At 66.0% G+C, this 25,049-nt stretch carries 35 protein-coding genes; 22 read left to right on the forward strand and 13 right to left on the reverse strand.

Going from position 1 to position 25,049, the window contains the following annotated elements; translation table 11 throughout:
* The first annotated feature begins 6 nt into the window (after positions 1 to 6).
* Together AC27GT_RS01845 and AC27GT_RS01850 are read left to right on the forward strand one after the other, a co-directional pair.
* The gene (locus tag AC27GT_RS01845) at positions 7 to 558 is read left to right on the forward strand and encodes an HD domain-containing protein (RefSeq protein WP_015715983.1); all 552 of its coding nucleotides are present in this window, start codon (positions 7 to 9) and stop codon (positions 556 to 558) included.
* 37 nt (positions 559 to 595) lie between these two features.
* Positions 596 to 916, forward strand: a complete 321-nt coding sequence (locus tag AC27GT_RS01850) for an FUN14 domain-containing protein (RefSeq protein WP_015715984.1) — start codon at positions 596 to 598, stop codon at positions 914 to 916.
* 15 nt (positions 917 to 931) lie between these two features.
* Here the strand turns inward: AC27GT_RS01850 and AC27GT_RS01855 are convergent, their stop codons facing one another.
* Both AC27GT_RS01855 and AC27GT_RS01860 read right to left on the reverse strand, forming a co-directional pair.
* Positions 932 to 1,912, reverse strand: coding sequence for an asparaginase (locus tag AC27GT_RS01855; protein ID WP_487223439.1), 981 nt, complete (start codon positions 1,910 to 1,912; stop codon positions 932 to 934).
* Complete coding sequence (locus AC27GT_RS01860) at positions 1,909 to 2,190, reverse strand: DUF309 domain-containing protein (protein WP_019551395.1); 282 nt, start codon at positions 2,188 to 2,190, stop codon at positions 1,909 to 1,911. The genes AC27GT_RS01855 and AC27GT_RS01860 overlap by 4 nt, the downstream gene beginning before the upstream one ends.
* Positions 2,191 to 2,211: 21 nt before the next feature.
* On the opposite strand from AC27GT_RS01860, the gene AC27GT_RS01865 reads away from it, so the two are divergent.
* The 3 genes from AC27GT_RS01865 to AC27GT_RS01875 are packed head-to-tail and all read left to right on the forward strand — an operon-like array spanning position 2,212 to position 4,317.
* Positions 2,212 to 3,018 carry an ABC transporter substrate-binding protein gene (locus tag AC27GT_RS01865; protein ID WP_460331092.1) on the forward strand — a complete coding sequence of 269 codons (807 nt, stop codon included), beginning with the start codon at positions 2,212 to 2,214 and terminating at the stop codon, positions 3,016 to 3,018.
* The gene (locus tag AC27GT_RS01870) at positions 3,005 to 3,640 is read left to right on the forward strand and encodes an ABC transporter permease (RefSeq protein WP_126164861.1); all 636 of its coding nucleotides are present in this window, start codon (positions 3,005 to 3,007) and stop codon (positions 3,638 to 3,640) included. Before AC27GT_RS01865 ends, AC27GT_RS01870 begins: the two co-directional genes overlap by 14 nt.
* Entirely contained in the window at positions 3,637 to 4,317 is a 681-nt protein-coding gene (locus AC27GT_RS01875) for an ATP-binding cassette domain-containing protein (RefSeq protein ID WP_126203401.1), read from the forward strand. The genes AC27GT_RS01870 and AC27GT_RS01875 overlap by 4 nt, the downstream gene beginning before the upstream one ends.
* On the opposite strand, the gene AC27GT_RS01880 is transcribed toward AC27GT_RS01875, so the two are convergent.
* Entirely contained in the window at positions 4,314 to 4,823 is a 510-nt protein-coding gene (locus tag AC27GT_RS01880; RefSeq protein WP_126187640.1) for a ubiquitin-like small modifier protein 1, read from the reverse strand. The two genes, AC27GT_RS01875 and AC27GT_RS01880, sit on opposite strands and share 4 nt — an antisense overlap.
* 61 nt (positions 4,824 to 4,884) lie before the next feature.
* The gene (locus AC27GT_RS01885; RefSeq protein WP_487223440.1) at positions 4,885 to 6,708 is read right to left on the reverse strand and encodes an aldehyde ferredoxin oxidoreductase family protein; all 1,824 of its coding nucleotides are present in this window, start codon (positions 6,706 to 6,708) and stop codon (positions 4,885 to 4,887) included.
* 132 nt (positions 6,709 to 6,840) lie between these two features.
* Between AC27GT_RS01885 and AC27GT_RS01890 the strand changes: the two genes are divergently transcribed.
* Positions 6,841 to 7,782 (forward strand): carbohydrate kinase family protein, encoded by a 942-nt coding sequence (locus tag AC27GT_RS01890; protein WP_487223441.1) that lies wholly within the window; start codon positions 6,841 to 6,843, stop codon positions 7,780 to 7,782.
* On the opposite strand, the gene AC27GT_RS01895 is transcribed toward AC27GT_RS01890, so the two are convergent.
* The gene (locus AC27GT_RS01895) at positions 7,738 to 8,697 is read right to left on the reverse strand and encodes a quinone oxidoreductase family protein (protein WP_015715935.1); all 960 of its coding nucleotides are present in this window, start codon (positions 8,695 to 8,697) and stop codon (positions 7,738 to 7,740) included. The genes AC27GT_RS01890 and AC27GT_RS01895 overlap by 45 nt on opposite strands.
* Before the next feature lie 28 nt (positions 8,698 to 8,725).
* Between AC27GT_RS01895 and AC27GT_RS01900 the strand changes: the two genes are divergently transcribed.
* Positions 8,726 to 9,106 carry a HEPN domain-containing protein gene (locus AC27GT_RS01900; RefSeq protein ID WP_015715936.1) on the forward strand — a complete coding sequence of 127 codons (381 nt, stop codon included), beginning with the start codon at positions 8,726 to 8,728 and terminating at the stop codon, positions 9,104 to 9,106.
* Positions 9,063 to 9,434 (forward strand): nucleotidyltransferase domain-containing protein, encoded by a 372-nt coding sequence (locus AC27GT_RS01905; protein WP_038031723.1) that lies wholly within the window; start codon positions 9,063 to 9,065, stop codon positions 9,432 to 9,434. The genes AC27GT_RS01900 and AC27GT_RS01905 overlap by 44 nt, the downstream gene beginning before the upstream one ends.
* An 84-nt stretch (positions 9,435 to 9,518) precedes the next feature.
* Here AC27GT_RS01905 and AC27GT_RS01910 read toward each other — a convergent pair whose 3' ends face one another.
* Complete coding sequence (locus AC27GT_RS01910; RefSeq protein WP_487223442.1) at positions 9,519 to 10,568, reverse strand: NADH:flavin oxidoreductase/NADH oxidase; 1,050 nt, start codon at positions 10,566 to 10,568, stop codon at positions 9,519 to 9,521.
* Positions 10,569 to 10,663: 95 nt separating this feature from the next.
* Here AC27GT_RS01910 and AC27GT_RS01915 point away from each other — a divergent pair, with 95 nt between their 5' ends.
* Positions 10,664 to 11,353, forward strand: coding sequence for a hypothetical protein (locus AC27GT_RS01915; RefSeq protein ID WP_487223443.1), 690 nt, complete (start codon positions 10,664 to 10,666; stop codon positions 11,351 to 11,353).
* A gap of 99 nt (positions 11,354 to 11,452) precedes the next feature.
* Here the strand turns inward: AC27GT_RS01915 and AC27GT_RS01920 are convergent, their stop codons facing one another.
* Both AC27GT_RS01920 and prfA read right to left on the reverse strand, forming a co-directional pair.
* Positions 11,453 to 11,920 carry an NUDIX hydrolase gene (locus AC27GT_RS01920; RefSeq protein ID WP_015715940.1) on the reverse strand — a complete coding sequence of 156 codons (468 nt, stop codon included), beginning with the start codon at positions 11,918 to 11,920 and terminating at the stop codon, positions 11,453 to 11,455.
* A complete protein-coding gene (gene prfA, locus AC27GT_RS01925; protein WP_487223444.1) occupies positions 11,920 to 12,984 on the reverse strand; it encodes a peptide chain release factor 1 in 1,065 nt (354 codons plus the stop codon). The genes AC27GT_RS01920 and prfA overlap by 1 nt, the downstream gene beginning before the upstream one ends.
* 65 nt (positions 12,985 to 13,049) lie before the next feature.
* Here prfA and AC27GT_RS01930 point away from each other — a divergent pair, with 65 nt between their 5' ends.
* Positions 13,050 to 13,847, forward strand: a complete 798-nt coding sequence (locus AC27GT_RS01930; protein ID WP_487223445.1) for a ZIP family metal transporter — start codon at positions 13,050 to 13,052, stop codon at positions 13,845 to 13,847.
* A gap of 8 nt (positions 13,848 to 13,855) precedes the next feature.
* On the opposite strand, the gene AC27GT_RS01935 is transcribed toward AC27GT_RS01930, so the two are convergent.
* The 3 genes from AC27GT_RS01935 to AC27GT_RS01945 are packed head-to-tail and all read right to left on the reverse strand — an operon-like array spanning position 13,856 to position 15,205.
* Positions 13,856 to 14,194: a dolichyl-phosphate-mannose-protein mannosyltransferase gene (locus AC27GT_RS01935; RefSeq protein WP_487223446.1), complete on the reverse strand. Its 339-nt coding sequence runs from the start codon at positions 14,192 to 14,194 to the stop codon at positions 13,856 to 13,858.
* 10 nt (positions 14,195 to 14,204) lie between these two features.
* Positions 14,205 to 14,795 carry an SCO family protein gene (locus AC27GT_RS01940; protein WP_487223447.1) on the reverse strand — a complete coding sequence of 197 codons (591 nt, stop codon included), beginning with the start codon at positions 14,793 to 14,795 and terminating at the stop codon, positions 14,205 to 14,207.
* Positions 14,792 to 15,205, reverse strand: a complete 414-nt coding sequence (locus AC27GT_RS01945; RefSeq protein WP_126169881.1) for a copper chaperone PCu(A)C — start codon at positions 15,203 to 15,205, stop codon at positions 14,792 to 14,794. The genes AC27GT_RS01940 and AC27GT_RS01945 overlap by 4 nt, the downstream gene beginning before the upstream one ends.
* Positions 15,206 to 15,295: 90 nt before the next feature.
* Here AC27GT_RS01945 and AC27GT_RS01950 point away from each other — a divergent pair, with 90 nt between their 5' ends.
* From AC27GT_RS01950 to AC27GT_RS01990, 9 genes are read left to right on the forward strand one after another with little or no spacing between them, the layout of a single operon-like run.
* The gene (locus AC27GT_RS01950; RefSeq protein ID WP_487223448.1) at positions 15,296 to 16,483 is read left to right on the forward strand and encodes a NosD domain-containing protein; all 1,188 of its coding nucleotides are present in this window, start codon (positions 15,296 to 15,298) and stop codon (positions 16,481 to 16,483) included.
* Positions 16,462 to 17,139, forward strand: a complete 678-nt coding sequence (locus AC27GT_RS01955) for an ABC transporter ATP-binding protein (RefSeq protein ID WP_487223449.1) — start codon at positions 16,462 to 16,464, stop codon at positions 17,137 to 17,139. Before AC27GT_RS01950 ends, AC27GT_RS01955 begins: the two co-directional genes overlap by 22 nt.
* Positions 17,123 to 17,818: a nitrous oxide reductase accessory protein NosL gene (locus AC27GT_RS01960; protein ID WP_028493599.1), complete on the forward strand. Its 696-nt coding sequence runs from the start codon at positions 17,123 to 17,125 to the stop codon at positions 17,816 to 17,818. Before AC27GT_RS01955 ends, AC27GT_RS01960 begins: the two co-directional genes overlap by 17 nt.
* Before the next feature lie 52 nt (positions 17,819 to 17,870).
* Positions 17,871 to 18,374: a nitrous oxide reductase accessory protein NosL gene (locus AC27GT_RS01965; RefSeq protein ID WP_464935768.1), complete on the forward strand. Its 504-nt coding sequence runs from the start codon at positions 17,871 to 17,873 to the stop codon at positions 18,372 to 18,374.
* Positions 18,371 to 19,120, forward strand: a complete 750-nt coding sequence (locus AC27GT_RS01970; protein ID WP_015716003.1) for a hypothetical protein — start codon at positions 18,371 to 18,373, stop codon at positions 19,118 to 19,120. Before AC27GT_RS01965 ends, AC27GT_RS01970 begins: the two co-directional genes overlap by 4 nt.
* A gap of 8 nt (positions 19,121 to 19,128) precedes the next feature.
* Positions 19,129 to 19,578, forward strand: coding sequence for a hypothetical protein (locus AC27GT_RS01975; RefSeq protein WP_015716004.1), 450 nt, complete (start codon positions 19,129 to 19,131; stop codon positions 19,576 to 19,578).
* On the forward strand, positions 19,553 to 20,149 hold the full coding sequence (locus tag AC27GT_RS01980) for a MazG family protein (protein WP_015716005.1): 597 nt from the start codon (positions 19,553 to 19,555) through the stop codon (positions 20,147 to 20,149). The genes AC27GT_RS01975 and AC27GT_RS01980 overlap by 26 nt, the downstream gene beginning before the upstream one ends.
* 29 nt (positions 20,150 to 20,178) lie before the next feature.
* The gene (locus AC27GT_RS01985) at positions 20,179 to 20,649 is read left to right on the forward strand and encodes an NUDIX hydrolase (RefSeq protein ID WP_015716006.1); all 471 of its coding nucleotides are present in this window, start codon (positions 20,179 to 20,181) and stop codon (positions 20,647 to 20,649) included.
* The gene (locus AC27GT_RS01990; RefSeq protein ID WP_015716007.1) at positions 20,612 to 21,115 is read left to right on the forward strand and encodes a type 1 glutamine amidotransferase domain-containing protein; all 504 of its coding nucleotides are present in this window, start codon (positions 20,612 to 20,614) and stop codon (positions 21,113 to 21,115) included. The genes AC27GT_RS01985 and AC27GT_RS01990 overlap by 38 nt, the downstream gene beginning before the upstream one ends.
* Here AC27GT_RS01990 and argB read toward each other — a convergent pair.
* Positions 21,105 to 21,851 carry an acetylglutamate kinase gene (gene argB, locus AC27GT_RS01995; RefSeq protein ID WP_015716008.1) on the reverse strand — a complete coding sequence of 249 codons (747 nt, stop codon included), beginning with the start codon at positions 21,849 to 21,851 and terminating at the stop codon, positions 21,105 to 21,107. The genes AC27GT_RS01990 and argB overlap by 11 nt on opposite strands.
* The gene (locus AC27GT_RS02000) at positions 21,844 to 22,335 is read right to left on the reverse strand and encodes a hypothetical protein (protein WP_148228629.1); all 492 of its coding nucleotides are present in this window, start codon (positions 22,333 to 22,335) and stop codon (positions 21,844 to 21,846) included. The genes argB and AC27GT_RS02000 overlap by 8 nt, the downstream gene beginning before the upstream one ends.
* 17 nt (positions 22,336 to 22,352) lie before the next feature.
* Here AC27GT_RS02000 and dnaX point away from each other — a divergent pair, with 17 nt between their 5' ends.
* The 3 genes from dnaX to AC27GT_RS02015 are packed head-to-tail and all read left to right on the forward strand — an operon-like array spanning position 22,353 to position 25,036.
* Positions 22,353 to 24,236, forward strand: a complete 1,884-nt coding sequence (gene dnaX / locus AC27GT_RS02005) for a DNA polymerase III subunit gamma/tau (RefSeq protein WP_487223450.1) — start codon at positions 22,353 to 22,355, stop codon at positions 24,234 to 24,236.
* 7 nt (positions 24,237 to 24,243) lie between these two features.
* Positions 24,244 to 24,525, forward strand: coding sequence for a metal-sensitive transcriptional regulator (locus AC27GT_RS02010; RefSeq protein ID WP_028493589.1), 282 nt, complete (start codon positions 24,244 to 24,246; stop codon positions 24,523 to 24,525).
* 49 nt (positions 24,526 to 24,574) lie between these two features.
* Entirely contained in the window at positions 24,575 to 25,036 is a 462-nt protein-coding gene (locus tag AC27GT_RS02015; RefSeq protein WP_487223451.1) for an HD domain-containing protein, read from the forward strand.
* The last annotated feature ends 13 nt before the right edge of the window (positions 25,037 to 25,049 follow it).

Genomic DNA, 25,049 nt, shown 5'->3' on the forward strand with positions numbered 1-25,049 from the left:
TAGGGCATGCCGAGCTTTGCGGAAGCCCTAGCCCTCATGGAAGCCTGGACGGAAAGCGAGTCCCTGAGGCGGCACATGCGGGCGGTGGAGGTGGCCATGCGGGCCTATGCCCGCCGCTTCGGGGAGGACGAGGAGCTTTGGGCCATGGCCGGGGTCCTGCACGACATGGACTACGAGAAGTACCCCGAGGAGCATCCCTACCGGGGGGTGGAGGAGCTGAGGCGCCTGGGCTACCCGGAGGAGGTCTTGGAGGCCATCCTGGGCCACGCCTCCTACACCGGGGTACCCCGCAGGACCCTGATGGCCAAGGCCCTTTTCGCGGTGGACGAGCTTACGGGCTTGATCACCGCCGCGGTCTATGTGCGCCCGGACCGCTCCATCCTGGGCCTGGAGCTTTCCAGCTTGAAGAAGAAGTTCAAGGACAAGGCCTTCGCCAAGGGGGTGAACCGGGAGGAGATCCGGATGGGGGCCGAGGACCTGGGCCTTTCCCTGGACGAGCACATGGCCTTTGTCCTCGAGGCCATGAGGAAGGAAGCGGAGCTACTGGGCCTAAAGTAGTTGCCTTCGCCCCCTGTGTTCCGCTAGGGTGGAGGGCGTGGAGCTACCCGACCTAAGCCCTTACCTGGGGCAGGTGACCTTTGGCGGCCTGGCGGGGTATGCGGTGGGCTATGCCCTGAAGAAGGTGGGCAGGTTCCTGGCCATCGCGCTGGGCCTTCTCTTCATCGCCGTGCAGCTTTTGGCCCAGGCGGGCTACATCCAGGTGGACTGGACCCGCATCCAAAGGGATGTGGAGCCCCTCCTCCAGCAACCGGGTTTGCAGAGCCTGTGGGAGAGGCTCCTCACCACCCTCACCTACAACCTGCCCTTCGGGGCTAGCTTCGTGGGTGGGTTGATCCTGGGCCTGCGAGCTGGCTGAGGAGCAGGGGACGGCCTAGACCCAGGTGAGTTCCAGGTGGGCCTTCAGATAGCCCACCTGGAGCCCCCGGTAGTTCCTGCGTTCGGGCTGGTCCCAGGGGGTGGGCCCGGGATCCAAGCCCAGGAGCCTGAGGAGGGCCACCACCGCCACCTCCCGGGCCTGGGCCGAGCCGTCCTCCACCTTCAAGGCAATCCCCAGGGGCCCGTGGGGGCTTTCCAGAAGGGCCAGGCCGTAATAGCCGTCGGCTCCCCGCTTGGCCACCACCGGCAGGCGCTCCATCAGGAGGGTGTCGATGCTCCCGGGTCCTGCCACCAGCTCGGGGTGGCGGCGCATGATCTGCTGCACCTTGCGGAGGGGTTCCCGGTACGCCTCGAGGGCCCTTTCCGGCGCCGCCAGGAGGTAAAAGGCCCGGGCGGCCCGGGAAAGGGGCAGGGAAAAAGTGGGGACGCTACACCCGTCGATGGCCAGGAGGGGCTCCACCCCGGAAAGCTCCCTCAGGGTCTTCCGGTTCAGGACCTGGACCGGGTGGTCGGGGGTCTCGTAGCCTTCAGGGCTGGCTCCCAGGGCCAGGCTTACGGCCAGCATGCCCGCATGCTTCCCCGAGCAGTTGTGGTGGAGGGGCGTGGGGCTTTGCCCGGCTTCCTCCAGGGCCTTCCGGGCCTCCCTGGAGGAGGGAGGGTGGACCCCGCAGACCAGGGCCTCGGGGCCGAGGCCCAGCTTGGCCAAGAAGCCGGAAGCCACCGCCACATGGCGGGGGGTGCCGTCGTGGCTGGCGGTGGCCAGGGCCACTTCCTCCTCCGTGATGCCAAACCGCTCCACCGCCCCCGTGAGGAAGAGGGCCAGGGCCTGGAAAGGCTTGGCCGAGGAGCGCATGTAGGCCCATAACCCGGGGTTTCCCGCATAGGCCAGTAGGCCTTCCGGCCCGTGGATGGCCAGGGAAACCCGGTGCCGGTTCTCCACCTCTTGGCCGCGGTAGGCGTAGACCCAAGCGTTCACGCCCCAAGTCTACGCCGGGCTTCCTCAAAAAGGGGCCGCCAGTCCAGGCTAAGGTAGGGGGAGGGGAAGCCCAGGAGTTTCCCTTCCGCCTTTTTCAGGTTCCTCAGGCCTCCCCGCCCGCTTTTGGCCTGGTGCAGGGCCGCCGCCAGGAGGATGAGCCCCTGCAAAAAACGCCGTTTCTCTCCCTGCGCCTCCCGCCAGACTTCCTCCAGGGCCTCGTGGGCTTCAAAGTATTGGCCCTCTTGAAAAAGACGCCAGGCCTCACCCAAGGCTTCCACGCCTTAGGCTAAACTGGGGCCATGCGCTTTGTCCTGGCGCCCCTGCTGCTTGCCCTGGCTTCGGTTCCAGCCCTGGGGCTTAGGCTCGCCACCACCACCAGCGTCTACGACTCGGGGCTTTTGGACCGGCTTTTGCCGGTCTTTGAGCGGGCCACGGGGGTTCGGGTGGAGGTTTTGGCCGTGGGCACGGGGCAGGCCCTTAGGCTGGCGGAACGTGGGGATGTGGATGGGGTCTTGGTCCATGCCCCGGACCTGGAGGAAGAGGCCTTAAGGCGTGGTATCATCGCCCAGCCCTTCTGCCTGGCCCAGAATAGCTTCCTCCTGGTGGGGCCAAAAGGGGATCCCGCCCGGATCCGGGAGGCAGGGGATGTCCTGGAGGCCTTGCGGCGGATCGCCCGGGCCCAGGCTCCCTTCGTGTCCCGGGGGGACCGCTCGGGCACCCACCTGAAGGAGCTGGAGCTCTGGCGGAAGGCAGGCCTCACCCCCGAAGGAGGCTGGTACCTGGAGTCCGGGGCGGGCATGGGCCAGACCCTGGTTCTGGCGGCGGAGAAGGGAGCCTATACCCTCTCCGACCTGGCCACCCACCTCACCGTGGGCCGCAAACGGGGGCTGGAGGCTCTTTATCGGCGGGAGGATCCCCTTCTCTTGAACCAGTACACCTACTACCTGGTGCCTCAGGGGGCGAAGGCGGAGGAGGCGGAGGCCCTGCGCCGCTTCCTGGCCACGGAGGAGGCGGCTCGGTTGGTGGAGGGTTTGCGGGTGGAGGGGACCCCGCTCTTTAAGCCCTTGAGGGGGCGGTGTATCATCCCCAGGGGTGGAGGCCGCTGAGCTTTTGGAAATCTCCTTGCGCAGCCTCTGGGTGGCGGGGCTTGCTACCTTGCTGGCGGCTTTTCCCGCCGTGCCCTTGGGGCTTTGGCTGGCCCTTAAGGGGGGTGGGGGGATTTTCGGGCGGATTCTCCTCTATGCCGGCCTCGCCCTCCCCTCCGTGGTGGTGGGGCTTTTCTTCTACCTCCTCCTTTCCCGCTCGGGGCCTTTGGGATCCTTGGGCCTCCTTTATACACCCTACGCCATGGTGCTGGCGGAGGCGGTCTTGGCCCTTCCCCTCATCGCCGCCTTCGTGCTTTCGGGGGCCAGGGGTAGGGTGGAGGAGGTGCGGCTTTTGGTGCGGAGCCTGGGGGGCAAGGAGGGCCAGGTGCTTCCCACCCTGTTCTGGGAAAGCCGCCGCACCCTGGCCGCTGCCTTGGCCGCCGGCTTCGGCGGGGCCATCAGCGAGGTGGGGGCGGCCACCCTGGTGGGCGGGGATATCCGCCACCACACCCGGGTCCTCACCACGGCCATCGTGGTGGAAACCCGAAAGGGGGAGCTGGAAAGCGCCTTGGCCTTAGGATTTATTCTCCTGGGGGTGGCCCTCTTGGTCACCGCCCTGCTGGTTATCCTGGAGCGGGAATGAGTCCGGTTTTGCAGGCCCAGGGGTTGGTGCACCGCTACGGGGATTTTCGCCTCGAGGTTCCCCACCTCGAGGTTTATGCCGGGGAGATCCTGGCGGTGCTGGGGCCTTCGGGAAGCGGCAAGACCACCCTCTTGCGCCTTCTTGCGGGCCTCCTTTCCCCGGAAGAAGGCCAGGTGGAAGGAGGATTCCGCGCCTACCTGCCCCAGACCCCACCCCTTCTTCGGCGGAGCGTCCTGGAAAACGCTGCCTTTGGCCTGTTGCTCCGGGGGGTGCCCCGGCACCAGGCCCTGGCCCGGGCCTTTAGGCTCCTGGAAGAGGTGGGTTTGGAGGGCAAGGCTCGTCAGCCCGCCCATCTCCTCTCCGGGGGGGAGGTGGTGCGCCTGGCTTTGGCCCGGACGCTTCTGGTGGAGCCTGCAGCCCTGCTATTGGACGAGCCCACCGCCAGCTTGGACCCCGCCAACACCCTGAAGGTGGAGGCCATGCTAAAGGAGGCGGCGGAGGGAGGCCGGGGGGTGGTCCTGGCCACCCATGATCTCTTCCAGGTGCGCAGGCTGGCCCATAGGGTGGTCTTCCTCTTCCAGGGCCAGGTGGTGGAGGAAGCCCCTGCGGACCGGTTTTTCCAAAGCCCAAGGGACTCGAGGAGCCAGGCTTTTTTGGAGGGGCGGTTGCTTCCTTAACCTCCGCCCCGGGCTGCGGCCAGCTGGATCCTTTGGAACCAGGCCTCGGCCTCCTCGCCCTCCACCTCCACCTGGAGCTGGCTTATGGAAAGGCTTCCTACCCGGAGGGGGGCCTCCTCCCGGAAGCGCACGGTGGCCCCACGGAGGGCATAAACCCCTTCTTCTAGCTTCTTTCCGCCCCACTCCAGGAGGTATCTTTCCAAAAGCCAGGAGGGCAGGGCTCCGAAGCGCTCCACCCTTCCCCCGCCCGCTACGGGCGGGAAGAGGTCCAAGGTGGCCTCCTCCGTCAAGGGGGTGGCGAGCCCTTCCAGGTAGCGCACATCCCGCCCCTCCAGGAAAAGGGAAACCCGTTCGGCGAGGCTTTCGCCTTCAAAGAGCTCCTCCTTTAGGGTGGGATAGGCCCGGACCAGCGCCTCCAAAACCTCCCCCACCGTCTTGCCTTCCACCCGGACCTGGCTTTGACCCGTGAGGTCGCGGAAGGTGGCGTACAGGTTCACCTTGGGCATAGCCTCAGTCTAAAGGAAACCCTGGCCTAAAAGGCCAGGGTTATGGGTGCCATTAAAGGGCCTAGTCGGCGGCGGCGGAGAGGATGCCCAAGGCCTGGAGCTTGGCCGGGGGCACCACGCCTTTCTCCCAACCCCGCTCCTGGTAGTATTCCTGCAACATCAGGTCCAGCTCCGTGAGCTGGCCCTTGGAGCCTGCGCAGTCGGAGGGTTCCTTGAGGAAGCGCTCGGGCAGGTAGTCGGAGCCTTCCGCCCAGCCTGCCAGGTTGTTGTAGTAGCGCTCCAGGTTGTAGATGCGCTCCCCGATGAGGAGGATCTCCTCGGGGGTCACGGGCCGGCCCCAGTAGGCGGCAAGCTGCTTGGCGTACTCCTCGGGACCCTCGGCGAACTGGCTGAACTTGCAAAGGTCCAAGGAGTCGGTGAAGGCGGAGAGGTCCTGGAAGAGCTTGGTGAGCTTGCCCTTCCCCTCCCAGGCCAGGGGGTCGGTCTTGTAGGGCACCCCAAGGATCTCCGAGGCGGGGGTGTAGGCCCTGAGGTGGCAGGCCCCACGGTTGGAGGTGGCGTAGGCGATGCCCATGCCCTTGAGGCCCCGGGGGTCGTAGGCGGGGATGGACTGCCCCTTGACCTCGAGGGCAATCTCGGGGTGACCGATGGCCTTGGCAAAGCGGGCCGGGCCCTCCGCCAGGCTGTCCCCCACGCCCCGGCGGTAGGCGATGGCCTCGATGATGCGGGCCTCGCCCTCCTTGTCCCCAAAGCGGATCCCATCAGGGCCCTGGTAGTAGCCCTTCTCCGTGGCCTCCATGAGGACGGCGATGGCGTTTCCGGTCTCAATGGTATCCATGCCGTAGGCGTTACAGAGGTAGATGGCGTACCCGGTCCAATCGGTGTCGGTGTGGCCGGAGTGGGCCCCTAGGGCCCAGGCGGACTCGTACTCGTAGGACTCAAAGCGGATGGCCTTGCCGTTGATGTGGACCTCCACCATCTTCTTGCAGGCCACGGGGCAGGCGTGGCAGGTGTTGTCCTTGATGAGGCGGTGCTCGCGGATGTACTCCCCGGAGATGGTCTCTACTCCTTCAATGCAGGTGTGCTGGGCGTTGAAGGTGGGCAGGGCCCCCATTACGTTGGTGATGTTCATGAGCACGTTGGTGCCGTAAAGGGAAAGCCCTCCCTTTTTGGGGGCGGTGACGTTCTTGGGGTCGTTGATGGTGGCCGAGGCCTGGCGGTCGGCCTCCCGCCAGAGCTGGGGGTCCTTGGGCTGGGGCATGTTCTCCTGCTTGCCCACCACCACGATGGCCTTGAGCTTCTTGCTCCCCGCCACCGCCCCGGTACCCCCCCGGCCCGCAGCGCGCTCGTCGTTGTTGATCCAGTTGGCGAACCGCACCAGGTTCTCCCCGGCGGGGCCGATGGCCATCACGTCGGCATCCTCCCCGTGCCGCTCCCTAAGGATGCGGTGGGTCTCATGGGTGGTCTTACCCCAGAGGTCGGAGGCATCGTGGAGGGTGACTTCCCCGTCCTTTACCAGGAGGTAAACGGGCTTTTCCGAGGCCCCTTTGATGAGGAGCCCGTCGAACCCCGCCCACTTTAGCTTGGCTGCCGTCCAGCCCCCCATGTGGCTATCCGTTACCGTGCCCGTGAGGGGGCTCTTGGTGACCACCGCCAGGCGCCCCGACATCTTAGCCCGGGTGCCGGAAAGGGGGCCGTTCATGATGCAAAGGAGGTTGTCGGGGCTAAAGGGGTCCACTTTGGGCCCGTTTTCAAACACGTACTTGACCCCTAGACCCCTCCCGCCCACATACATCTCCAGGTCCTTGGGATCGGGGGCGAAGTACTCCACCTGGCCTGTAGAGAGGTTGATACGGGCAATCCTATGGGCATATCCACCGAGCATCCTTTACCTCCTTCTGGGCCAAAGGGAAGACACCTGTTGCGAAGAAGGCCACGCACCGCTGCCCAGGTTCTGGAGGATTATACCACCCAGACCCCCGGATAATGTAAAGGAGGTGACAGGCATAATGGAGCCATGCTGGCCCTTTTGGGGGAGGTCCTGGTGGACCTCATTGAGGAAAACCAGGACCCCTTGCGCTTTAGGGGGGTCCTTGGAGGCTCGGTGCTGAACACCGCCACCACCCTGGTCCGGTTGGGGTTTCCCGTGCGCTTCCTTTCTGAGGTGGGGGAGGACTGGGTTTCCGCCTGGAGCGAGGAGGAGATGAGAAAGCGAGGCCTCGAGCTCAGGCTTTTCCGCCATCCCGCCCCCATGCCCCTGGCCCTGGTGCGCCTGGATGCGGAGGGAAATGGGGAGTATAGCTTCCACCGTCCCTTTCATCTGCCTTACCGCCCAGGGCCTGAAGGCCTCCGGGGAGCCAGGGTGTTCCACTTCGGCTCTCTCCTGGCCCTCGAGGATCGTGTGGAGGAAGGCTTAGGCCTCCTTTTGCAGGAAGCGGAGGAGGAGGGAGCCTTTGTATCCTACGACCCCAACCTCCGGCGTTCCCCCGCCCCCAAGGAAAAGAAGCGGATAAGAGCCTATCTGGACCGGATAGACCTGTTGAAGCTTTCCCTGGAAGACGCCAAACTTCTTTTCCCCGAAGACCCCGTGAGGGCGGTGAAGGCTCTAGGTGTACCCCTAAAGGTCCTCACCCTGGGCCGGGAAGGGGCGGTGGCTTTCCTGGGGAAAGAGGCGGTGCGCCTTCCCGGAAAGGCGGTGAGGGTGAAGGATACCGTGGGGGCAGGAGATGCCTTCACCGCCGGGCTCCTGGCCCTTCTTCTCCGAAAGGGCTACGGCAAAGGGAATCTTCCCCTCCTGTCTTTGCCGGACCTAAAGGAGATCCTGGAGGGCGCCATCGCCCTATCCGCCTTGGCCTGCACCGTGCGGGGAGCCTACCTTCCGGAAAAGGGGCTCAGGTCCTGGCAGGTCCGGTACCTAGGGGATGAGGAGGACCTTGCCCGTGGTCTTCCGCCCCTCTAGGGCCTCGTGGGCCTCCCTGGCCTTTTCCAGGGGGAACTCCGCCCCGATGCGCACCCGTAGCCACCCTTCCCGGATGGCCTCAAAGACCTCCCCCGCCCGAAAGAGGAGTTCTTTGCGGGTGGCGGTGTAATGGTGCAGGGTGGGGCGGGTAAGGAAGAGGCTTCCTTTCCGGTTCAGGACCTGGGGGTCAAATGGGGGCACGGGCCCCGAGGACTGGCCGAAGAGGACCAGATAGCCCCTGGGCCTTAAGGCCTCGAGGCTCCCTTCAAAGGTGCTCTGCCCCACCCCGTCATAGACCACGTCCACCCCCCCTCCGGAGAGGGCCTTCACCGCCTGGGCGAAGCCCTCGTAGGGCAGGGCGTAGTCCGCCCCCGCCTCGAGGCAAAGGGCCCGCTTCTCCTCGGTGCTGGCGGTGGCGTAGACCGTGGCCCCCAGCCGCTTGGCCCACTGGATGAGGAGGAGCCCCACCCCTCCGGCCCCCGCATGGACCAGGACCTGATCCCCAGGGCGGACGGGGTAGGTGTTTTTCAGAAGGTAGTGGACGGTCATGCCCTGCAGGAGGCTCGCTGCCGCCAGCTTGGGATCCAGCCCTTGGGGCACGGGTACCAGCCTCTCCGCCGGCACCACCTGGTACTGGGCGTAGGCGCCCTGAACGTTGGCGAAGGCCACCCGGTCCCCAGGGCGTACCCCCACCACGCCTTCCCCCACCTTCTCCACCACCCCAGCTCCTTCCTCCCCTAAGGTGAAGGGAAGGGGCATGGGGTAAAGGCCCTTGCGCTTGTAGGTGTCGATGTAGTTGACCCCGATGGCCAACAGCTTCACCAAAACCTCCCCTGGCCCTGGCTCGGGGATGGGGAGGTCCTCGAGGGCCAGGACCTCGGGCCCGCCTGTCTGATGCACCCGTACGGCCTTCATGGGGAACAGTCTACGGTAAACTGGAGGGGTGAATCGGGCTAAGGACTGGCTTCTCCAGGCGGAAAGGGACCTGGAGATGGCTGAGATCGCCCGGAAGGCAGGCCGGCACGAGTGGGCCTGTTTTGCCGCCCAGCAGGCCGCAGAGAAGGCGGTAAAAGCCCTCCACCTCCACCTGGACCAGGAGGCTTGGGGGCATGTGGTGGCCCGGCTTCTCAAGGAGTTACCCTTGGAGGTTCCTCAAGACCTGGTGGAAAAAGCCCGCTACCTGGATGGGCTCTACATACCCACCCGATACCCCGATGCTTTTCCCGAGGGGCCTTCTGCGGAGCACTATGGCCCCTTGCAAAGCCAGGAGGCGGTGCGCTATGCCCGTGAAATCCTTGAGTTCTGCCGTGCTCAGATGGCCTAGCCGGGAGGAAGTGGAAGGTGCCCTTCAGGCCTGGATGGTCCGCCACCCCATCCCCGGCCTCCTGGCCCTGGGCTACTTCGGTTCCTACGCTCGGGGCGACTACGGGGTGGGAAGCGACCTGGATCTCCTTTTGGTGGTGGAGTCCTCTTCCCTTCCTTCCTGGCAACGGGCCCTAACCCTGCCCCTGGAGGAGCTTCCCGTGCCTGCGGAGGCCTTGGTCTATACCCTGGCCGAGTGGCAGGCCCTGCCTGAAAGAAGCCCCCGCTTTGCTGAAACCCTGAGGCGGGAGGTGCGCTGGCTCCTTCACCACCCCGCTCTTTTCCCCTAGCCCACCGTGCCCCTTAGCGGTTTGAGCTGCCGCGTTAGGGACTGGCCGGAATCCCCAACCTGGCAGGGCCAGGTTGGGGTGGTGCTAAAACCCCCTTTGGTACTGGGGGGGTACCTCCGGGGCCACGCCCAAGGCCTTGGCGGCCTTTAAGGGGAAGTAGGGGTCCCTGAGGAGAACCCGGCCCAGAAGCACCAGATCGGCGCTTCCCGCCTGTAGGAGGGTTTCCGCCTGCTCGGGGGTGGTGATGAGGCCCACGGCTCCCGTTCGCAGGCCCACCCTCTTGCGCACGGCGTCGGCGAAGGGCACCTGAAAGCCCGGGGCCAAGGGAATCCGCACCCTGGGCACCACCCCGCCCGAGGAGCAGTCCAAAAGGTCCACCCCCAGCTCCTTAAGCCTCCGGGCGAAGGCCAGGGTGTCCTCGAGGCTCCATCCTCCTTCCCCCCAGTCCGTGGCGGAGACCCGCACGAAAAGGGGAAGCTCCCTGGGCACCACCTCCCGCACTGCCTGGGCCACCTGGAGGGGAAAGCGCATGCGGTTTTCCAGGCTTCCCCCGTAGGCGTCGGTGCGCTGGTTGGAGAGAGGGGAGAGGAAGGAGGAAAGGAGGTAGCCATGGGCCATGTGGAGCTCGATCACCTGAAAACCTGCCCTAAGGGCTCGTCTGGCTCCTTCCACGAAGGCCTGGAGGATGCGCTCCATCCCTGCTTCGTCCAGGGGTTCGGGTACCGGGTAGCCCTCGTCAAAGGGAATGGGGCTTGGCCCCACCACCCGCCAGCCCAGGGGCTTTCCCCCTTCCCAGGGCCTGGCGGTCCCCGCCTTTCGCCCGGCGTGGGCCAGCTGGATCCCCGGCACCGCTCCTGCTTCCCGGATCCTCCGGGCGAGCTCCTTCAGGCCCGGAAGGTGGTCCTCCGACCAGATGCCCAGGTCATAAGGGCTGATACGGCCCAAAGGTTCCACGGCGGTGGCCTCCACCAGGATGAGCCCCACGCCCCCAAGGGCCCGCGTGGGGTAGTGGAGGAGGTGCCAGTCGGTTACCTCTCCCTCCAAGGTGGCGGAGTACTGGCACATGGGGGACATGGCCAGGCGGTTTTTCAGCCGGAGGCCGCCGAGTTCCAGGGGGGTGAAGAGCAACGCCATGCCTCCATTATGGAGGGCCCTTGAAGGAAAGCGTAAGGAACCAGTCCCGTGGGGGCCGGGTTTCCCTGCGCTCCTTTTTTGGATAGACTGGTCTTATGAACCCCGGCTTCGGTCAGGGGCAAGGCTCCGATCTGGCGGCTGCCTTCCGCTACGTGGAAAGCCTCCTCTTCGGGGATATGGAGCGCCCCGGCCTCACCCTCTACGACCTGGAGCGCTTGGTGGGGTACCCCGCCAAGGGGGAGGGTCCTTTGGCCTACACCCTGCCCCGCAGCAAGGGCCTTTCCGGGGTGCAGGCGGTGCGCCTGTACTACTATCCCAAGGATCCCGTCCTTCAGCTCATCGTGGAGATTGAGGATCTGGAAGGGAGAAAGCACCTTCGCCACTTCCGCTGGAACGGGTTTACCTGGGAAACCCCCGAGGGGGGGCAGGGGGAGCTGAAACCCACCCGGGAGGACCCAGCCTCCGTTCAAGTGGGTGAGGATTTCTTCTTGGGCTTTCCCCGGGAGGAGGCCCTGGAGCTGGAGGAGGCGGTGCGCAAGGGGGAGGCCTCGGGGGTCAAGTACCTCCTGTGCCCCCGGTGCCACACCCGGATCTTCTACGCTCCCTCGGTCCGCCCCGCGGGCCTCGTCTGCCCCCGGTGCGGCAACCCCACCCTCCTCTTCAAGACCCTTTCCGCGCCGGAGGGAGCCAAGGACCCCCTCGAGGCCCTGGCGGAGGAGCAGCGGGCCTTGAGGAAGGCCATAGAGGAGCTCACCGCCTACCTGAAGCGGAAACTGGGCCCTTAATCCTGGGGTTATGCTCTTTCCCGCTCCATCGTGGCCCAGATGGCCTGGGTGAGGTATTCCCTTGGGTCCCCGCCCCAGCGAGGCCAGGGTGGGGTGGCGTTAGACCCGTGTTCCCGGCTGGCTCCAGCCGGTGTAGGCGTAAAAACGGCCCCGTTCCCCCCCAAGGTAGTCCAGCAGGGGTTCCAGGAGGGGGCGGTGGCCGGAAAGCTTGACCGCCACCTCCTCCGGGGTGAAGAAGCGGGCTTCCACGATGTGGCCGTCGGGGTCCCTGGGGTTCAAAAGCCCCTCGTAACTGGCCCTGAAGGCCATGGCCAGGGTACGCTCGTTCTTGCGGCGGTCCTCCACCTGGATGGCGTAGGCCAGGTGCTCAATGGCCTTCACCTTCAGGCCGGTTTCCTCCCGCACCTCCCGCACCAGGGCTTCCAGAACGGTTTCCCCGGGTTCCACGGTGCCCCCAGGAAGGGTGTAGCGCACCATGCCCCGCCTGCCCCAGTCGTTCCCCACCAGGAGGACCCGGCCCTGGCGGTCCAACAGGATGGCCGCCACCACCAGGATCTCGCGGCGCATCACGCTTCCGTCAAGGCCTCCAGCTGCCGTTCCTGGTCGGCCCGTTTGAGGGCTTCCAAGAGGGGCTGGAGGTGCCCCGAGAGGATGCCCTCGAGGTCATGGGTGGTGAAGCCGATGCGGTGGTCCGTGACCCGGGACTGGGGGAAGTTGTAGGTGCGGATCTTCTCCGAACGCTCCCCGGTGCCGATCTGGGCCAGGCGGGTCTTTCGGAGCTTCTCCGCCTCCTCCGCCCGCTTCATCTCCAGGAGGCGGCTTCTCAGGATCATCAGGGCCTTTTCCCGGTTCTTGATCTGGCTGCGGGAGTCCTGGCAGGTGACCATGATGCCCGTAGGCAGGTGCACCACCCGCACCGCGCTGTCGGTGGTGTTCACCCCCTGGCCCCCAGGCCCCGAGGCCCGCATCACGTCGATGCGGATCTCGTCCATGTTGAGCTGGAAGTCGGACTCCTCCGCCTTGGGCAGCACCGCCACCGTGGCCGTGGAGGTGTGGATCCGCCCCTGGGTTTCCGTGGCCGGTACCCGCTGCACCCGGTGGACCCCGCTTTCGTACTTGAAGGTGCCGTAGGCCCCGGGCCCCCGCACCTCGAAGACCACCTTGGAGAAGCCTCCCAGGTCCGTGGGGTGGGAGTCCAGGATCTCGGTCTCAAACCCCATCTCCTCGGCGAAGCGCAGGTACATCTCCAGGAGGTCCCGGGCGAAAAGGGCGGCCTCCTCGCCCCCGGTGCCGGCGCGGATTTCCACGATGGCGTCCCTCTCGTCCATGGGATCCTTGGGCAGGAGGTGGCGTTCCAAGGCCTTTTCCAGCTCCGCCCTCCGGGAAAGGAGGGCTTCCTTTTCCGCCCTGGCCACTTCCTTGAGCTCGGGGTCTTCCAGGAGGCCCTCCACACCTTCCAGGTCCTCGAGGACCTTCCGGTACTCCCGGATGAGGGCGATCACCTCCCCCATCTCCGCATAACGCCGGGAAAGGGCCTGGTAGCGCTTCTGGTCCTTGAGGACCTCGGGGTCGGCAAGGAGCGCTTCCAGCTCCCGGTACTCCTCTTCTAGGCGCGCAAGCTTATCCAGCATACCTTACCTCAGGATACTCCAACCCGGGCTTGCCTTCGGGTTTAGGTATGCCTAAACTGGGGGGCATGGAAACCCCGGTCTTCCTCTACGCCCTCTTGGGAGGGCTCTTCACCTGGGGGCTTACCGCGGTGGGGGCGGCCAGCGTGTTCCTGGCGCAAGAGCCCAGCCGCAAGCTCCTGGATGGGATGCTGGGCTTTGCCGCAGGGGTCATGCTGGCGGCCAGCGTCTTCTCCCTCCTCCTTCCCGGCATGGAGATGGCCGCATCCCAGGGCATGGTTCCCTGGGTGCCCGCCGTGGTGGGCTTTCTCCTGGGAGGAGCCCTTTTGCGTCTGATGGACCGGTTTCTCCCCCATGTTCACCTGGTTCCAGGTGCCCAGGAGGAAGGGATCCGAACCCTGTGGCGGCGCACCACCTTGCTGATCCTGGCCATCACCCTCCACAACTTCCCCGAGGGCCTGGCGGTGGGGGTAGCCTTTGGAGCCGCAGGTCTAGACCCCACGGGGACGGCCACCCTGGGCGGGGCCATCGCCCTGGCGGTGGGCATCGGCCTGCAAAACATGCCCGAGGGTCTGGCGGTGGCCTGGCCCCTAAGGCGGGCGGGAATTGGGGCGGGTAAGGCCTGGTTTTACGGGCAGCTCTCCGCCATCGTGGAGCCCTTAGGAGCCCTTTTGGGAGCCCTTCTGGTCACGCAGATGCTCTACCTGTTGCCCTACCTCATGGCCTTGGCGGCAGGGGCCATGGTCTTCGTGATCGTGGAGGAGGTCATCCCGGAAAGCCAGGCGGAGGGCAACGGGGATATCTCCACCTTCGGGGTGATGACCGGCTTTGCCCTTATGATGGCCCTGGATGTGGCCCTGGGCTGATTCCTTCCTTAGGCTTGGGAATCCCTCTTGCCCAGGCGTTCCTTGAGAAGGCGGGCGGCTTCCTCCGCCTTGGCCTTGGCGGCTTCGGCAGCCTGGGCCGCTTTTTCCGAAAGCTCTTTCAGCTTGTCGGGGACGCCGTCCTTGTCCTGGTCCAGCTCCGCCAGGCGGGCCTTGGCCTCCTCGAGGGCCTTCTTGGCCTCCTGGAGAGCCTTTTCCACCAGGTCGGGCTTGCCGTCCTTGTCCTGGTCCAGCTTCTCCTTCAGCTCCTGAAGGCGCTTTTCCACCTCGGCGGTGACGGAACGGGTTTTCTCGGAAATCTGTTGCAACAAATCCTTAAGGAAATCCATAGCAAATAGTTTACAACAAGGCCCGGAGGTCCCCCACCACTTTCTCCGTTTCCTCCACCTTGTCCGGGCTGAAGAGGAGGACCAGGTTGCCCTCCTTCACCACGAAGGTGGTGGCGGTGTGGTCCACCAGGTACTCCCCCGGGCCCCGGTACTGGGTCTTCTGGTAGTAAACCCCGAAGGTCCGGGCCACCTCCTGGATGGTTTCCGGGCTTCCCGTGAGGCCCAGGAAGCTGGGGTGGAAGCCCTTGGCGTACTGGTCGGAGATCTGTGGGGTATCCCGCTCGGGGTCCACGCTGATGAAGATTACCTGCACCCTTTCCTGCTCCTTGGGGGAGAGCTTCTCGTAGGCCCGCTTCAGGGCCAGCATGGTGGTGGGGCATACGTCGGGGCAGTGGACGAAGCCGAAGAAGATGAGGACCAGCTTGTCCTTAAGCTGGGAAAGCTGTACCGGGCCCTGGGGCCCCTCGAGGGTGAAATCCACGGGCTTGGGGTTCAGAAGCCGGGTGCCGTAGAAGCTATGGGTGCCCTTGGGCAGGAGGAGGAACGCCACCCCTACCAGAGCGAGGACTAACAGGATGGGTAAGAGAAAACTTCTTTTCATCGCATCTCCACGGGGAGGATTACCTTAAGCCTGCTACCGTCTTGGAACTTCAGAACCAGGACCACCTTTTCCCCCGCCTTAAGGGGGCGCTTAAGCCCTTCCAGCATAAGGTGGTATTTCCCCGGGCGGAACTCCACCCGGCCTCCCGGGGGAATGTCCAGGTAGGGAAGGGGGCGCATGCCCAGGACCACCTGGCCTCCCCGGTGTTCCCGGTGGTCCTGATGGAAGGAAACCCGCTCGGCCACCTCCGTTTCGGCTCCCACCAGGCGCAAGGGGGTCTTGCCCCGGTTTTCCAGGGTCAGGTAGGCGGCGGTGTCCTTCACCACCGGGGGTACCAGGCGGACCCAGCCCGGGGTGGCCACAGCCTGGGCCAAGGCCACGCTACCCAGCAACAGGAAAAGCCACCTCACCCCTCCAGGCTACCAGGAGGGGAAGGACATATGTACTCCCCAGGGGTGAGGAGTACGGATGTCCCGCCCTTCCCTTCTACCCTAGGGGCGATGCGGCCCGTTCTTATCCTGGGCTTTCTGGCCCTTCCGGGACTGGCGGCTCCGGTGCTTCGCCTGGAAGGGGAGGTAAGGGGTCCATTGGTGCTTTCCACCCCGAACCTGGTGGTGGAGGGGCAAGGGGCAGTCCTGCGAGGGAACAAGGGGCACACCCTGAGCCTCCTCGCCCCGGGGATCAAGGTGCGGGGGCTAAGGGTGGTGGGGGCGGGGCCCGAGGGGGATTTCTTTGAGCCGGACGCCGCCATTTACCTCTCGGGGTGCGAGGGATGCCTGCTGGAGGATGTGAGGGTGGAGGAAGCCCCCGCTGCGGTGCGGGTGGAGGATTCCCCGGGGGCCACCATCCGGGGGCTTAAGGCCCGGGGCCTCGAGGGTTCCCCGGGGGTTTTGGTCTACTCCAGCCCCAGGGCCCGGGTGGAGGGAAGCCATCTCCAGGGCTTCATGGATGGGATCTACGTGGAGTACAGCCCGGGGATGGGGATTAGGGGCAATCTTCTGGAGAGAAACGGCCGCTATGGTTTCCACGTGATGTTCTCCTGGCAGGTGGGCATAGAGGGCAACCTGTCCCGGGATAACGGCGTGGGCAATGCGGTGATGCATGGGGCGCAGAACCTGGTGCGGGGAAACCGGCTTTATGGGCACAAAAGCCCGGTGGGCTACGGGCTTCTGGTCCAGGACGAGCGGGAAACGGAGGTTCGGGAAAACCTCTTTGCGGAAAACACCCTGGGCCTGGTCCTCATGGACGCCCAGGGGGTGAGGGTGGGGGGCAACGGCTTCCGGGAAAACGGCACTGCCTTGCGCATCACCCGGGAGCGGGGAGGAAACTCGGCTTGGGTAGAGAAAAACGCCTTCCAGGGGAACCTCTACGACCTTGCGGTGGACGATCCTGAGGCCAAGGCCCGGGTGGTGGGGAACCTGTACGACCGGGCTTCTGGTCTTCCTGTTCCCCACCTGCCCACCGGGAGCTTCGCCCTCCTCCTGGCCCGGCAGCCGGAGCTTTCCCTTTTCGCCCTCTCCCCGGGGATTGTCCTTTGGGAGGCGGCGGAGGCCCAGGTGCCGGGGCTGAGGCTCGTGGCCTTGGCCGATGCCCGGGCGGCTTCCTTGCCCAAGGCGGTGGCTTTCCGGGGCCACTGGATCATCCTGGGCCTTCTTGGAGGTGTTCTGTGGTGGTGGCGGAGAACCTGAGCAAGAAGGGAAGGCTTAAGGGAGTCACCCTGCAGGTGGCCGGGGGTGTGGTGGGGCTTTTGGGCCCCAACGGGGCGGGGAAGAGCACCCTTTTGGCCCTTTTGGCGGGGCGGATCAAGCCGGATGGAGGCAAGGCGGCGCTTTTCTCCCATGCCCCCCGGGATCCCAGGGCCCTTCCCCTAAGGGCCTACCTGCCCCAGACCCCCAGGCTATTCCCCCATCTCAGGGCCCTCGAGGTCCTGGAGGGAGCGAGGCGGGTGAAGGGGCTGGGCCAGGAGGCCCTCGAGGAAGCCCTGGAGCGTATGGGGCTGGAGGGGCTCCTGGGAAAACGGGTGGGAGAGCTTTCCGGGGGGCAGCGCCAGCGCCTGGCCCTGGCGGCAAGCCTCATGGGCGACCCTCCCGTCTGGCTTCTGGATGAGCCCACCGCCGCCTTGGACCCCAGGGGGCGGGAGCGGTTTTGGGCCTGGGTGGAGGGGAAGAAGGAGGGCGTGGTCCTGGTGGCCCTCCACCACGTGGAGGAAGCCCAGCGGGCAGACCGGCTTCTGCTCTTGAAGGGGGGAAGCATCCTGGAGGATGGCTCCCCAAGAGGGATTCTCGGCTCAATGGGGGAGCGTCTTTCCTGGCTGATGGAGGTGCTCTATGAGGAACCGGCGTGAGGTGCTGAAGGCTTTGGGTGGACTGGTGGTGGCGGGGCCGGCCCTTGCCCAGCCCATGGGGCACGGCATGGAGGCCCCGGCTCGTGCTTTGGGGATACGGGTTTCCCCTAAGCCCATTCCCTGGGACGAGGGGGCCTGTGCCTTCTGCGGCATGCCCATCAAGACCCCGGAAGGGCAGTGGCGGGGCCGCACCTTCTCCAAGGGCTTCTTTGAGCAGACCTATAGCCAGATCGCCTTTGGCAGGCCTACGCCTGCCCCCCATAATCCCAAGCAAGCGGTGGAGGCCCTGCACTTTGAAAGTATCGCCTGCATGGTGAACTACGCCTGGGTGCACGGGCTTAAGGATGGGGAGGGGGCTACTTTCTACGTCACCGACCGGGGGGCCTACGACCCGGGGAGGCCCCAGGAGTCGGTGCGCCTCATCCCCGCCCGCCAGGCCACCTACTACTGGGGGGAGAGGATGATGGTGGTCATGAACGCCAGGCTCCTGGCCTTCGCCAGCGCCAGGGCAGCCCAGGAGTTCGCCGAGAGGAACCGGGCCCAGCACGGTCGCCAGCGCTTCTACAGCTTCCAGACCCTTTGGGACCTGGCTCCCTTGCCGGAGATGAACCTGGTGGCCCTTCTGGCCCAGCATGCAGGGCTTTTGGGTGGAGAGGGCGAGGGGAGCCATGGCCATTAGCCTGATGGGGGCTTGGGGGGTTCCTCGAGGGTGTACCCTAGCCTAAGGACCTATGCACCGGCGGACCTTTATCCTTTCCCTGCCCTTCCTTCTCCAGGCCCTGGCGGCTCCCCGGGCCCTGAGGGTAGGGGTGGAGGCCTGTTCCTACTGCTTCATGACCATCCTGGATGCCCGGCATGCGGCCCAGGCGGTGAACCCCCAGGGGAAGGCCTTCTTCTACGATGACCCGGCCTGCCTTCTGGATCAGCTTAACGGCTGGGGCGGGCCTGGCCTTATCCCTAAGGAGGTGTACCTGGCGGATTTTGCGGCCAGCACCCGCACGGCCCCCAGGTGGATCCCAGCGGAAGGGGTGGTGCTCTACCACCATCCCAGGATCCGCACCCCCATGGGCTCGGGGCTTCTGGCCTTCGCCAGCCGGGAGGCTTTGGAGGGGCACCTTAAGGAGCGGCCCGGGCGGGGAGGTGGACGGATCCTCACCTGGGCCCAGGCGCTTAAGGAGGGGGAGAAGCGCCCCTGGGTGCCCGCCGACATCTTTTCCCCTTCCAAGGCCCCATGAGCCCCCTTTTCTTCAGGGAGATCACCCGCAACCCCTGGACCTTCGGCCTGTTCCTCCTTCCCTTCCTTCTGGCCCTGGGCTTCCTGGGCCGGGGAGAGGGGGTGGGGCTGGTGGGGCTTTACTCGGGGCTTCTCCTTCTCCTTCCCCCCTTGGTCCTGGCCCTGGCGGTGCCCCTTTTGGCCTCGAGGGAGGAGTGGGCCTTCCTCCTCGGGCTTCCCGTGGGGGCCTTCCGGGGCTTCGGCCAGGGGGTCCTGGGGATCTTCCTGGGGCTAGGGCTTCCCCTCATGCCCGGCCTTCTCCTGGGGGCGGGGTTCTTGGGGCTTTCCGGAAAGGCCGCCTTATGGCTTTTGCTTTCCGGCCTTGGCCTCCTGGCCTTCTGGGTGGGCCTTGCCGCCCTGCTTTCCGCCTTGACCCTGGAGGAAAAGCGGGCCCTGGGCCTGGGGTTTGGCCTTTTCGGCCTCTTGAACATCCTTTATGGACCCCTGGTGGTGGCCCTGGCGGTGCGCCTTAAGGACTATCCCCTGGAGGGCCTCCTCACCCTGGCCCTGCTTCTCAACCCCCAGGAGATCCACCGGGTGGGGCTTCTGGCCAGCTTGAAGGCCCCGGTGCTCACCGGGCCCATGGGGTACCTGGTGGCGGAGCGGCTTGGGGAGGTGGGGCCTTGGCTGGGCTTCCTTTACCTGGCCTTCTCGGGGCTTGCCCTGGCCCTGCTGGGCGCCCTGGTCTTTGCCCGTCGGGACCGGTAGCATAGGGCATGCGCCTCCGTCTGGCGGCCTTTTTGCTCATCCTTCCCTTTTTCCTTCAGCTTCTTGGCTTCGGGAAGACCCCCTTGGGCGGGGGGCTATGCGGGGAGCTCTTCCTGGTGCAAAACCCCGCCTTGGCCTTCCAGACCCCGGGGTTCTGGTACGCCCTTCTCTTCATGGTCCTGTTGGCCCTCGAGCTGGGCTACGGCCTCTCCTTGCTCCTCCTGCCCCTTCTAGAGGTGCCCGTAGGCCCGGGCTGGCGGCGCCTGGGGCGGTACCTGGTGGGGGTGATGGGGGGGCTTTTCCTCCTCACCCGCACCACGGGTCTACCCGCCCCGGGGCCCGGGGGGTGGGTGCTGGAGCGGGCCCCGGTGGACCCCCTTTCCCTGCTCTTGGTGGGCCTTTCCCTGGCAGGGGGCTTCCTCCTGAGGGAGAATGGGGGGCATGGAGCGGCTTCTTGAGGTGATGCGCCGCCTCAGGGGCCCTGGGGGCTGCCCCTGGGACCGGGCCCAGACCCACGAAAGCCTCATCCCGTACCTTTTGGAGGAGGCCAGCGAGGCGGCGGATGCCCTGTTGAAGGGGGATTCCCAGGAGATGGCGGAGGAGCTTGGGGATGTGCTTTTGCAGGTGGCCTTTCACAGCGTCATCGCCGAGGAGGAGGGGCGGTTCTCCTACGAGGACGTGGAAAGAAGCATCGTGGAAAAGCTCATCCGCCGCCACCCCCATGTGTTCGGGGAGGGCACGGCCAAGACCCCGGAGGAGGTGAAGGCCCGCTGGGAGGAGCTGAAGGCGGAGGAGGGGAAAAAGGAGGAGCCCTGTGGGCTACCCAAGCACCTTCCCACCCTGCTTCGGGCCTATGAGCTCCAGCGAAAGGGCGTGGATCCGGGAAGCGAGGAGGGCCTGAGGGCGGCCCTGGAGAAAGGGAACCTCGAGGAGGCACTTTGGAACCTGGTGGGGCTTTTCGCCAAGAGGGGCTTGGACCCCGAGACCGCCTTAAGAAGGCGCTTCCAGAGAGCCTGCCAGGAGGACTAGCCCTTCCCGAGGGCTTCCGCCTGGCGGCGGTGGCCGTGCCCCTTCTTGGGGAAAGCCTCCTTTTCACCCTAAGGAGCCCCCACCTCCCCACCCACGCCGGGCAGATCAGTTTCCCGGGAGGAGCGGTGGAACCGGGGGAAACCCCCGTGGAGGCAGCCCTGCGGGAGGCTGCGGAGGAGGTGGGCCTTTTGGGGGTGGAGCCCCTGGGGTACCTTGCCCCGGTGCTTTCCCCCCAGGGTTTCCTGGTCCAGCCGGTGGTGGTCTTCCGGGAGGACCTTCCTCCCCTAAGGCCCAATCCCCTCGAGGTGGCCCAGGTCTTCCTGGCCCCGTTGAAGGAGCTTCTCCAGGTGAATCCCTGGAGCGAGGTGCGCCATGGCCGCACCGTCTGGCATTTTCCCTGGCGGGGGGTGGACATCTGGGGGGTGACGGGGAATATCCTTAAGGAGTTCCTGGAGGTGTGGCGTGAAGCGAGTGGGGATTCTTCTGGCGGACCTTTTTGACGAGCGGGAGTTCCTGTACCCCTATTACCGGGTGCAGGAGGCCGGGTATACCCCGGTGGTCATCGGTCCTGAGGCCCGGGAGTACAGGGCCAAATCCGGTTTTTCCTGGAGGGCGGAGGTAAGCGCCCGGGAGGCACCGGAGCTGGCGGGCCTCCTCATCCCCGGAGGCTTCGCCCCCGATTACCTGAGAAGAAGCCCTGAGGTGCTGGCCCTGGTGCGCCGGGTGGCGGAAGAGGGAAGGCCCCTCGGGGCCATCTGCCATGCGGGCTGGGTTCTCATCAGCGCCGGGCTGGTGCGGGGTAGGCGGGTCACGGGGTTTTCCTCCATCCGGGACGACCTGGAGAACGCCGGAGGGCTTTACCAGGAAACTGGGGTGGTGGTGGATGGAAACCTGGTGACCGCCCAGGGGCCCAAGGACCTGCCCGGGTTCGTCCTGGCCTTTTTGGAGCTTCTGGCTAAAGGGTGAACCGGGTTCCCCTTTCCCCTTGCAAGACCCCGGCCACTACGCCCCTTTCCCCCTGGGCGATGGCGGCCCAGGGGGCACCTGCCCTAAGGGCGTTTAAGGCAGCTTCCACCTTGGGGATCATGCCCCCCTGGAGGATCCCCTGGGCCTTCAGGTCGTCCACTTCCTTCGGCGTGAGGTGGGGGAAGCGGGTGGTGGGATCCTTGGGGTTCCTTAAGACCCCGGGCACATCCGTGAGGAAGAGGGCGGGCCACCCCAAGGCCCCGGCCACCGCCCCGGCGGCGGTGTCGGCGTTCACGTTCAAGGGGCCTTCCTCGTCCAGGGCGATGGGGGCGAGAAGGGGCGTGTAGCCCTTTTCCAGGAGGTCCAGGAGCAAGCCCACTTCCACCCCCACCACTTCCCCCACCCGGCCCAGGTGGGGGAGGACCTTTCCCCTTAGGCACAGGGCATCCCGACCGGAAAGGGAAAGGGTCCTTCGCCCTCTTCGGGAAAGCCCCTCCGCCAGGCGCTTCCCCGTGAGGCACAGGCTCATCTCCACCACCTCCATGTGCTCAGGAGGCGTTACCCGCAGGCCTCCCTCAAAGCGGCTTTCCAGACCCAGGCGGGTAAGCCAGGCCCCGATCTCCGGCCCGCCCCCGTGCACCAGAACCAGGGGGCCGGGGTAGCTGGCGAGCTCGTCCAGCAGGGTTTCGGCACCCCTTAGGCTTCCCCCCACCTTCACCAGCAAGGGTTCACTCAAGGTAGATCACCTCCTCGGGCAGGTCCCCTTCCTCCTCGGCCTCCAGGAGGTCCAAAAAGCCCAAGGCGGCGTGGTCGGGGTGGAGGCCGAAATGGGCCGCCAGGGCCTGGACTGCGTTTACGGGGGGCATGCGGCTGGCCTTCTCGAGCAGGGGTTTCAGCTCCGAAGGGGCCATAAGCCTTTCCCCTAGCTCCGTTCCCTGGGCCAGCTCCGCCTGGACTTTTCCCCCCTCGGCCAGAAGAAAAAGAAGCTCCTCCTCGGCCAGGACCAGGAAGGCCAGGGCCTTCCCCAGTTGGGAAAGCTCCTCCAGGAAGGCCCGTATGGCCTCGGGGTCCTCCTGGGCCTCGAGGGTCTCATGGTAGAGGCTCACCCAGGGAGGATCCGGAACCAGGTAGATCCCGGCCCCCAGGGTCTTGCCCTGAGCCCAGGCCAGCACCCTTTCCAGGGGGGCCTCCACGTGGAGGGAGAGAAAGCTCCGCACCAAGCCCTATACTAGCCCTTGTGAGCGCCCTTTACCGCCGGGTCCGCCCCCTCACCTTTGAGGAGCTGGTGGGCCAGGAGCACGTGAAGGAGCCCCTGGTGCGGGCCATCCGGGAAGGACGCCTCGCCCAGGCCTACCTCTTTTCCGGTCCGCGGGGGGTGGGGAAGACCACCACTGCCCGGCTTCTGGCCATGGCCGTGGGGTGCCAGGGGGCGGAGCGCCCTTGCGGGGTTTGCGCCCACTGCCAGGCGGTGCAAAAGGGAGCCCACCCCGATGTGGTGGAGATCGATGCCGCCAGCAACAACTCGGTGGAGGACGTGCGGGAGCTTAGGGAGAGGATCCTCCTCGCCCCCCTTTCCGCCCCCAGGAAGGTCTTTATCCTGGACGAGGCCCACATGCTCTCCAAAAGCGCCTTCAACGCCCTCCTCAAGACCCTGGAGGAGCCCCCGCCCCACGTGCTCTTCATCTTCGCCACCACCGAGCCCGAGAGGATGCCCCCCACCATCCTTTCCCGCACCCAGCACTACCGCTTCCGCCGCCTCACGGAGGAGGAGATCGCCTTTAAGCTCCAGCGCATCCTCAAGGAGATGGGGAGGGAGGCGGAGGAAGATGCCCTTCTCCTGGTGGCAAGGATTTCGGACGGGGCGCTTAGGGATGCGGAAAGCCTTTTGGACCGCCTGCTTCTCCTGGAGGGTCCCTTGACCCGAAAGCAGGTGGAGGAGGCCCTGGGCCTTCCGCCAAGAGAAGCTCTTTCCCGCCTGGCCCGGGGCCTAGCCCGGGGGGACCTCAAGGAAGTGCTCTCGGAGGCCAGGGGGCTTTATGCCAAGGGCTTCGCCCCAAGGAGCCTGGCGGGAGGGCTCATGGAGGTGCTCCGGGAAGCCCTCTACGCCGCCCACGGCCTGCCGGGGGAGGGCCTCGAGGCTCCTCCTGAAGCCTTGCTTGGGGCCCTCACCGCCTTGGACGAGGCCATGGAGCGCCTTGCCAAGCGCTCGGACCTCCTGGCCCTGGAGGCAGCCCTGTTGCAGGCGGCCAGGGTTTTCCCGGCGGCCTCCTTGTTCCAGCCGGGCAAGGGGGAGGTTCAGCCCACGGCCGGCCCTTCCTCCGGGGAAGGGGTGCGGGCCGAGGCGGCTTTGCCCGAAGAGCCAGCCCATGTGCGTAGGCAAGGGGCTTCCCGGGAAGACCTGCCCGAGTTCCATCCCACCAAGCCCCTGGTGCCGCCAAGCGCCAGGGAGGCAGGCCTTTCCGGGGAGATGTCGGGAGGGGCGGTTAATGCGGCGGACCTGGCCAGGAGGTGGAGGGCTTTCCTCGAGGCCTTGAAGCCCACCCTGAGGGCTTTCCTCAGGGAGGCCCGGCCGGACCTGGAAGAAGGGCGCTTGGTGCTTCGCTTCCCCGAGAGCAAGGCCTTCCACCACAAGCGGGCTGAGGAGCAAAGAGCCGCCCTTCTCCCCCTGGTGCGGGCCCACTTCGGGGTGGAGGAGGTGGCCTTTCTCCTGGAAAAAAAAAGCCTAGACCCTAGGCCCCCTTCCCGGAACCTTCCTTTGTCCGGGGAAAAACGTGGGCGTTCGGAAGAGCCCAAGGCCTCCGAGCCTGCTTCCCCGGCCCTACCCGAAGGGAGTGTCCAGGAGGCCAGGGGTTTTCCTGAAGGGGAGGAGGAGCCGTGGGATGCCTGGCCCGAGCCAGCCGAAGGGTCACCTTCCGCAGAGGTTCCTTGGCGAGGGCAGGCGGACCCCTCCGGCCAAGGCGCTCCGGCAGGGGAACCCATTAGGCCCCCTGAGGATCCCAACCGGCGCCTGGCGGAGATCACCCGGCTTTTGGGGGCGCGGCTTCTGTGGGTGCGCAGGCCTAGGCTTCCCGAGGCCGAGGAACCGCTGAGTGAAGACGACATAGGGGGTACTGGTATATAATGCCTCCATGACCAAGACCACCGAGCTGGGGCAAGAGATCGTGGAGAACATCCTCAAGCGGCTGCGGCGTATCGAAGGCCAGGTGAGGGGTTTGCAGAAGATGGTGGCGGAGGGGCGTCCCTGCGACGAGGTGCTCACCCAGATGACCGCCACCAAGAAGGCCATGGAGGCGGCGGCCACCTTGATCCTGGAGGAGTTCCTCAACATCTGCGCCGCCGAGGTTTCCGAGGGCAAGGTGGACCCCAAAAAGCCCGAGGAGATCGCCACCATGCTGAAGAAGTTCATCTAGCCCCTTGGCGGGTGGCAGGAACCAGAGCTTCGGACGAGGGTTCGGAAAGGTGCAGAGGAGGCTTAGGCGCCTCTTTCATGCCTTTTTTCCCCGAAGGGAGGAGCCGGACGATGCCTTTGCCCTGGCCTTTTTGCAGGGGGAGGAGCGCACCCTTTACCTTTCCATGGACCCCAGGGACCGGGCCCATGCGGTGCGGGTGGCCCGCCGGCTCCTGAGGCACTACCCTGAGGCCCCTGCCTTCGCCATCCGGGCTGCCCTTCTTCACGATGCGGGAAAGGCCCTGAGGCCCTACCGTCCCCTGGAGCGCATCCTCACCGGGCTTTACGCCCTCCCTGTGTCCCCTTACCCCTTGCGGAGGGGGATCTTTGGGGCCTTCCAGGTGCGCCGCCACCATCCCCTGTACGCTGCGGAGCGCATTCAGGACCCCGAGGTACGGGCTTTGGTACTGGAGCACCACCGCCCGCAAAGCCTCTGGGGCAAGCGGCTTCACCAGGCGGACCAGGAGGAATGAACCCCCCTTTGGG

This window comes from Thermus sp. KWY1 (assembly GCF_057547025.1).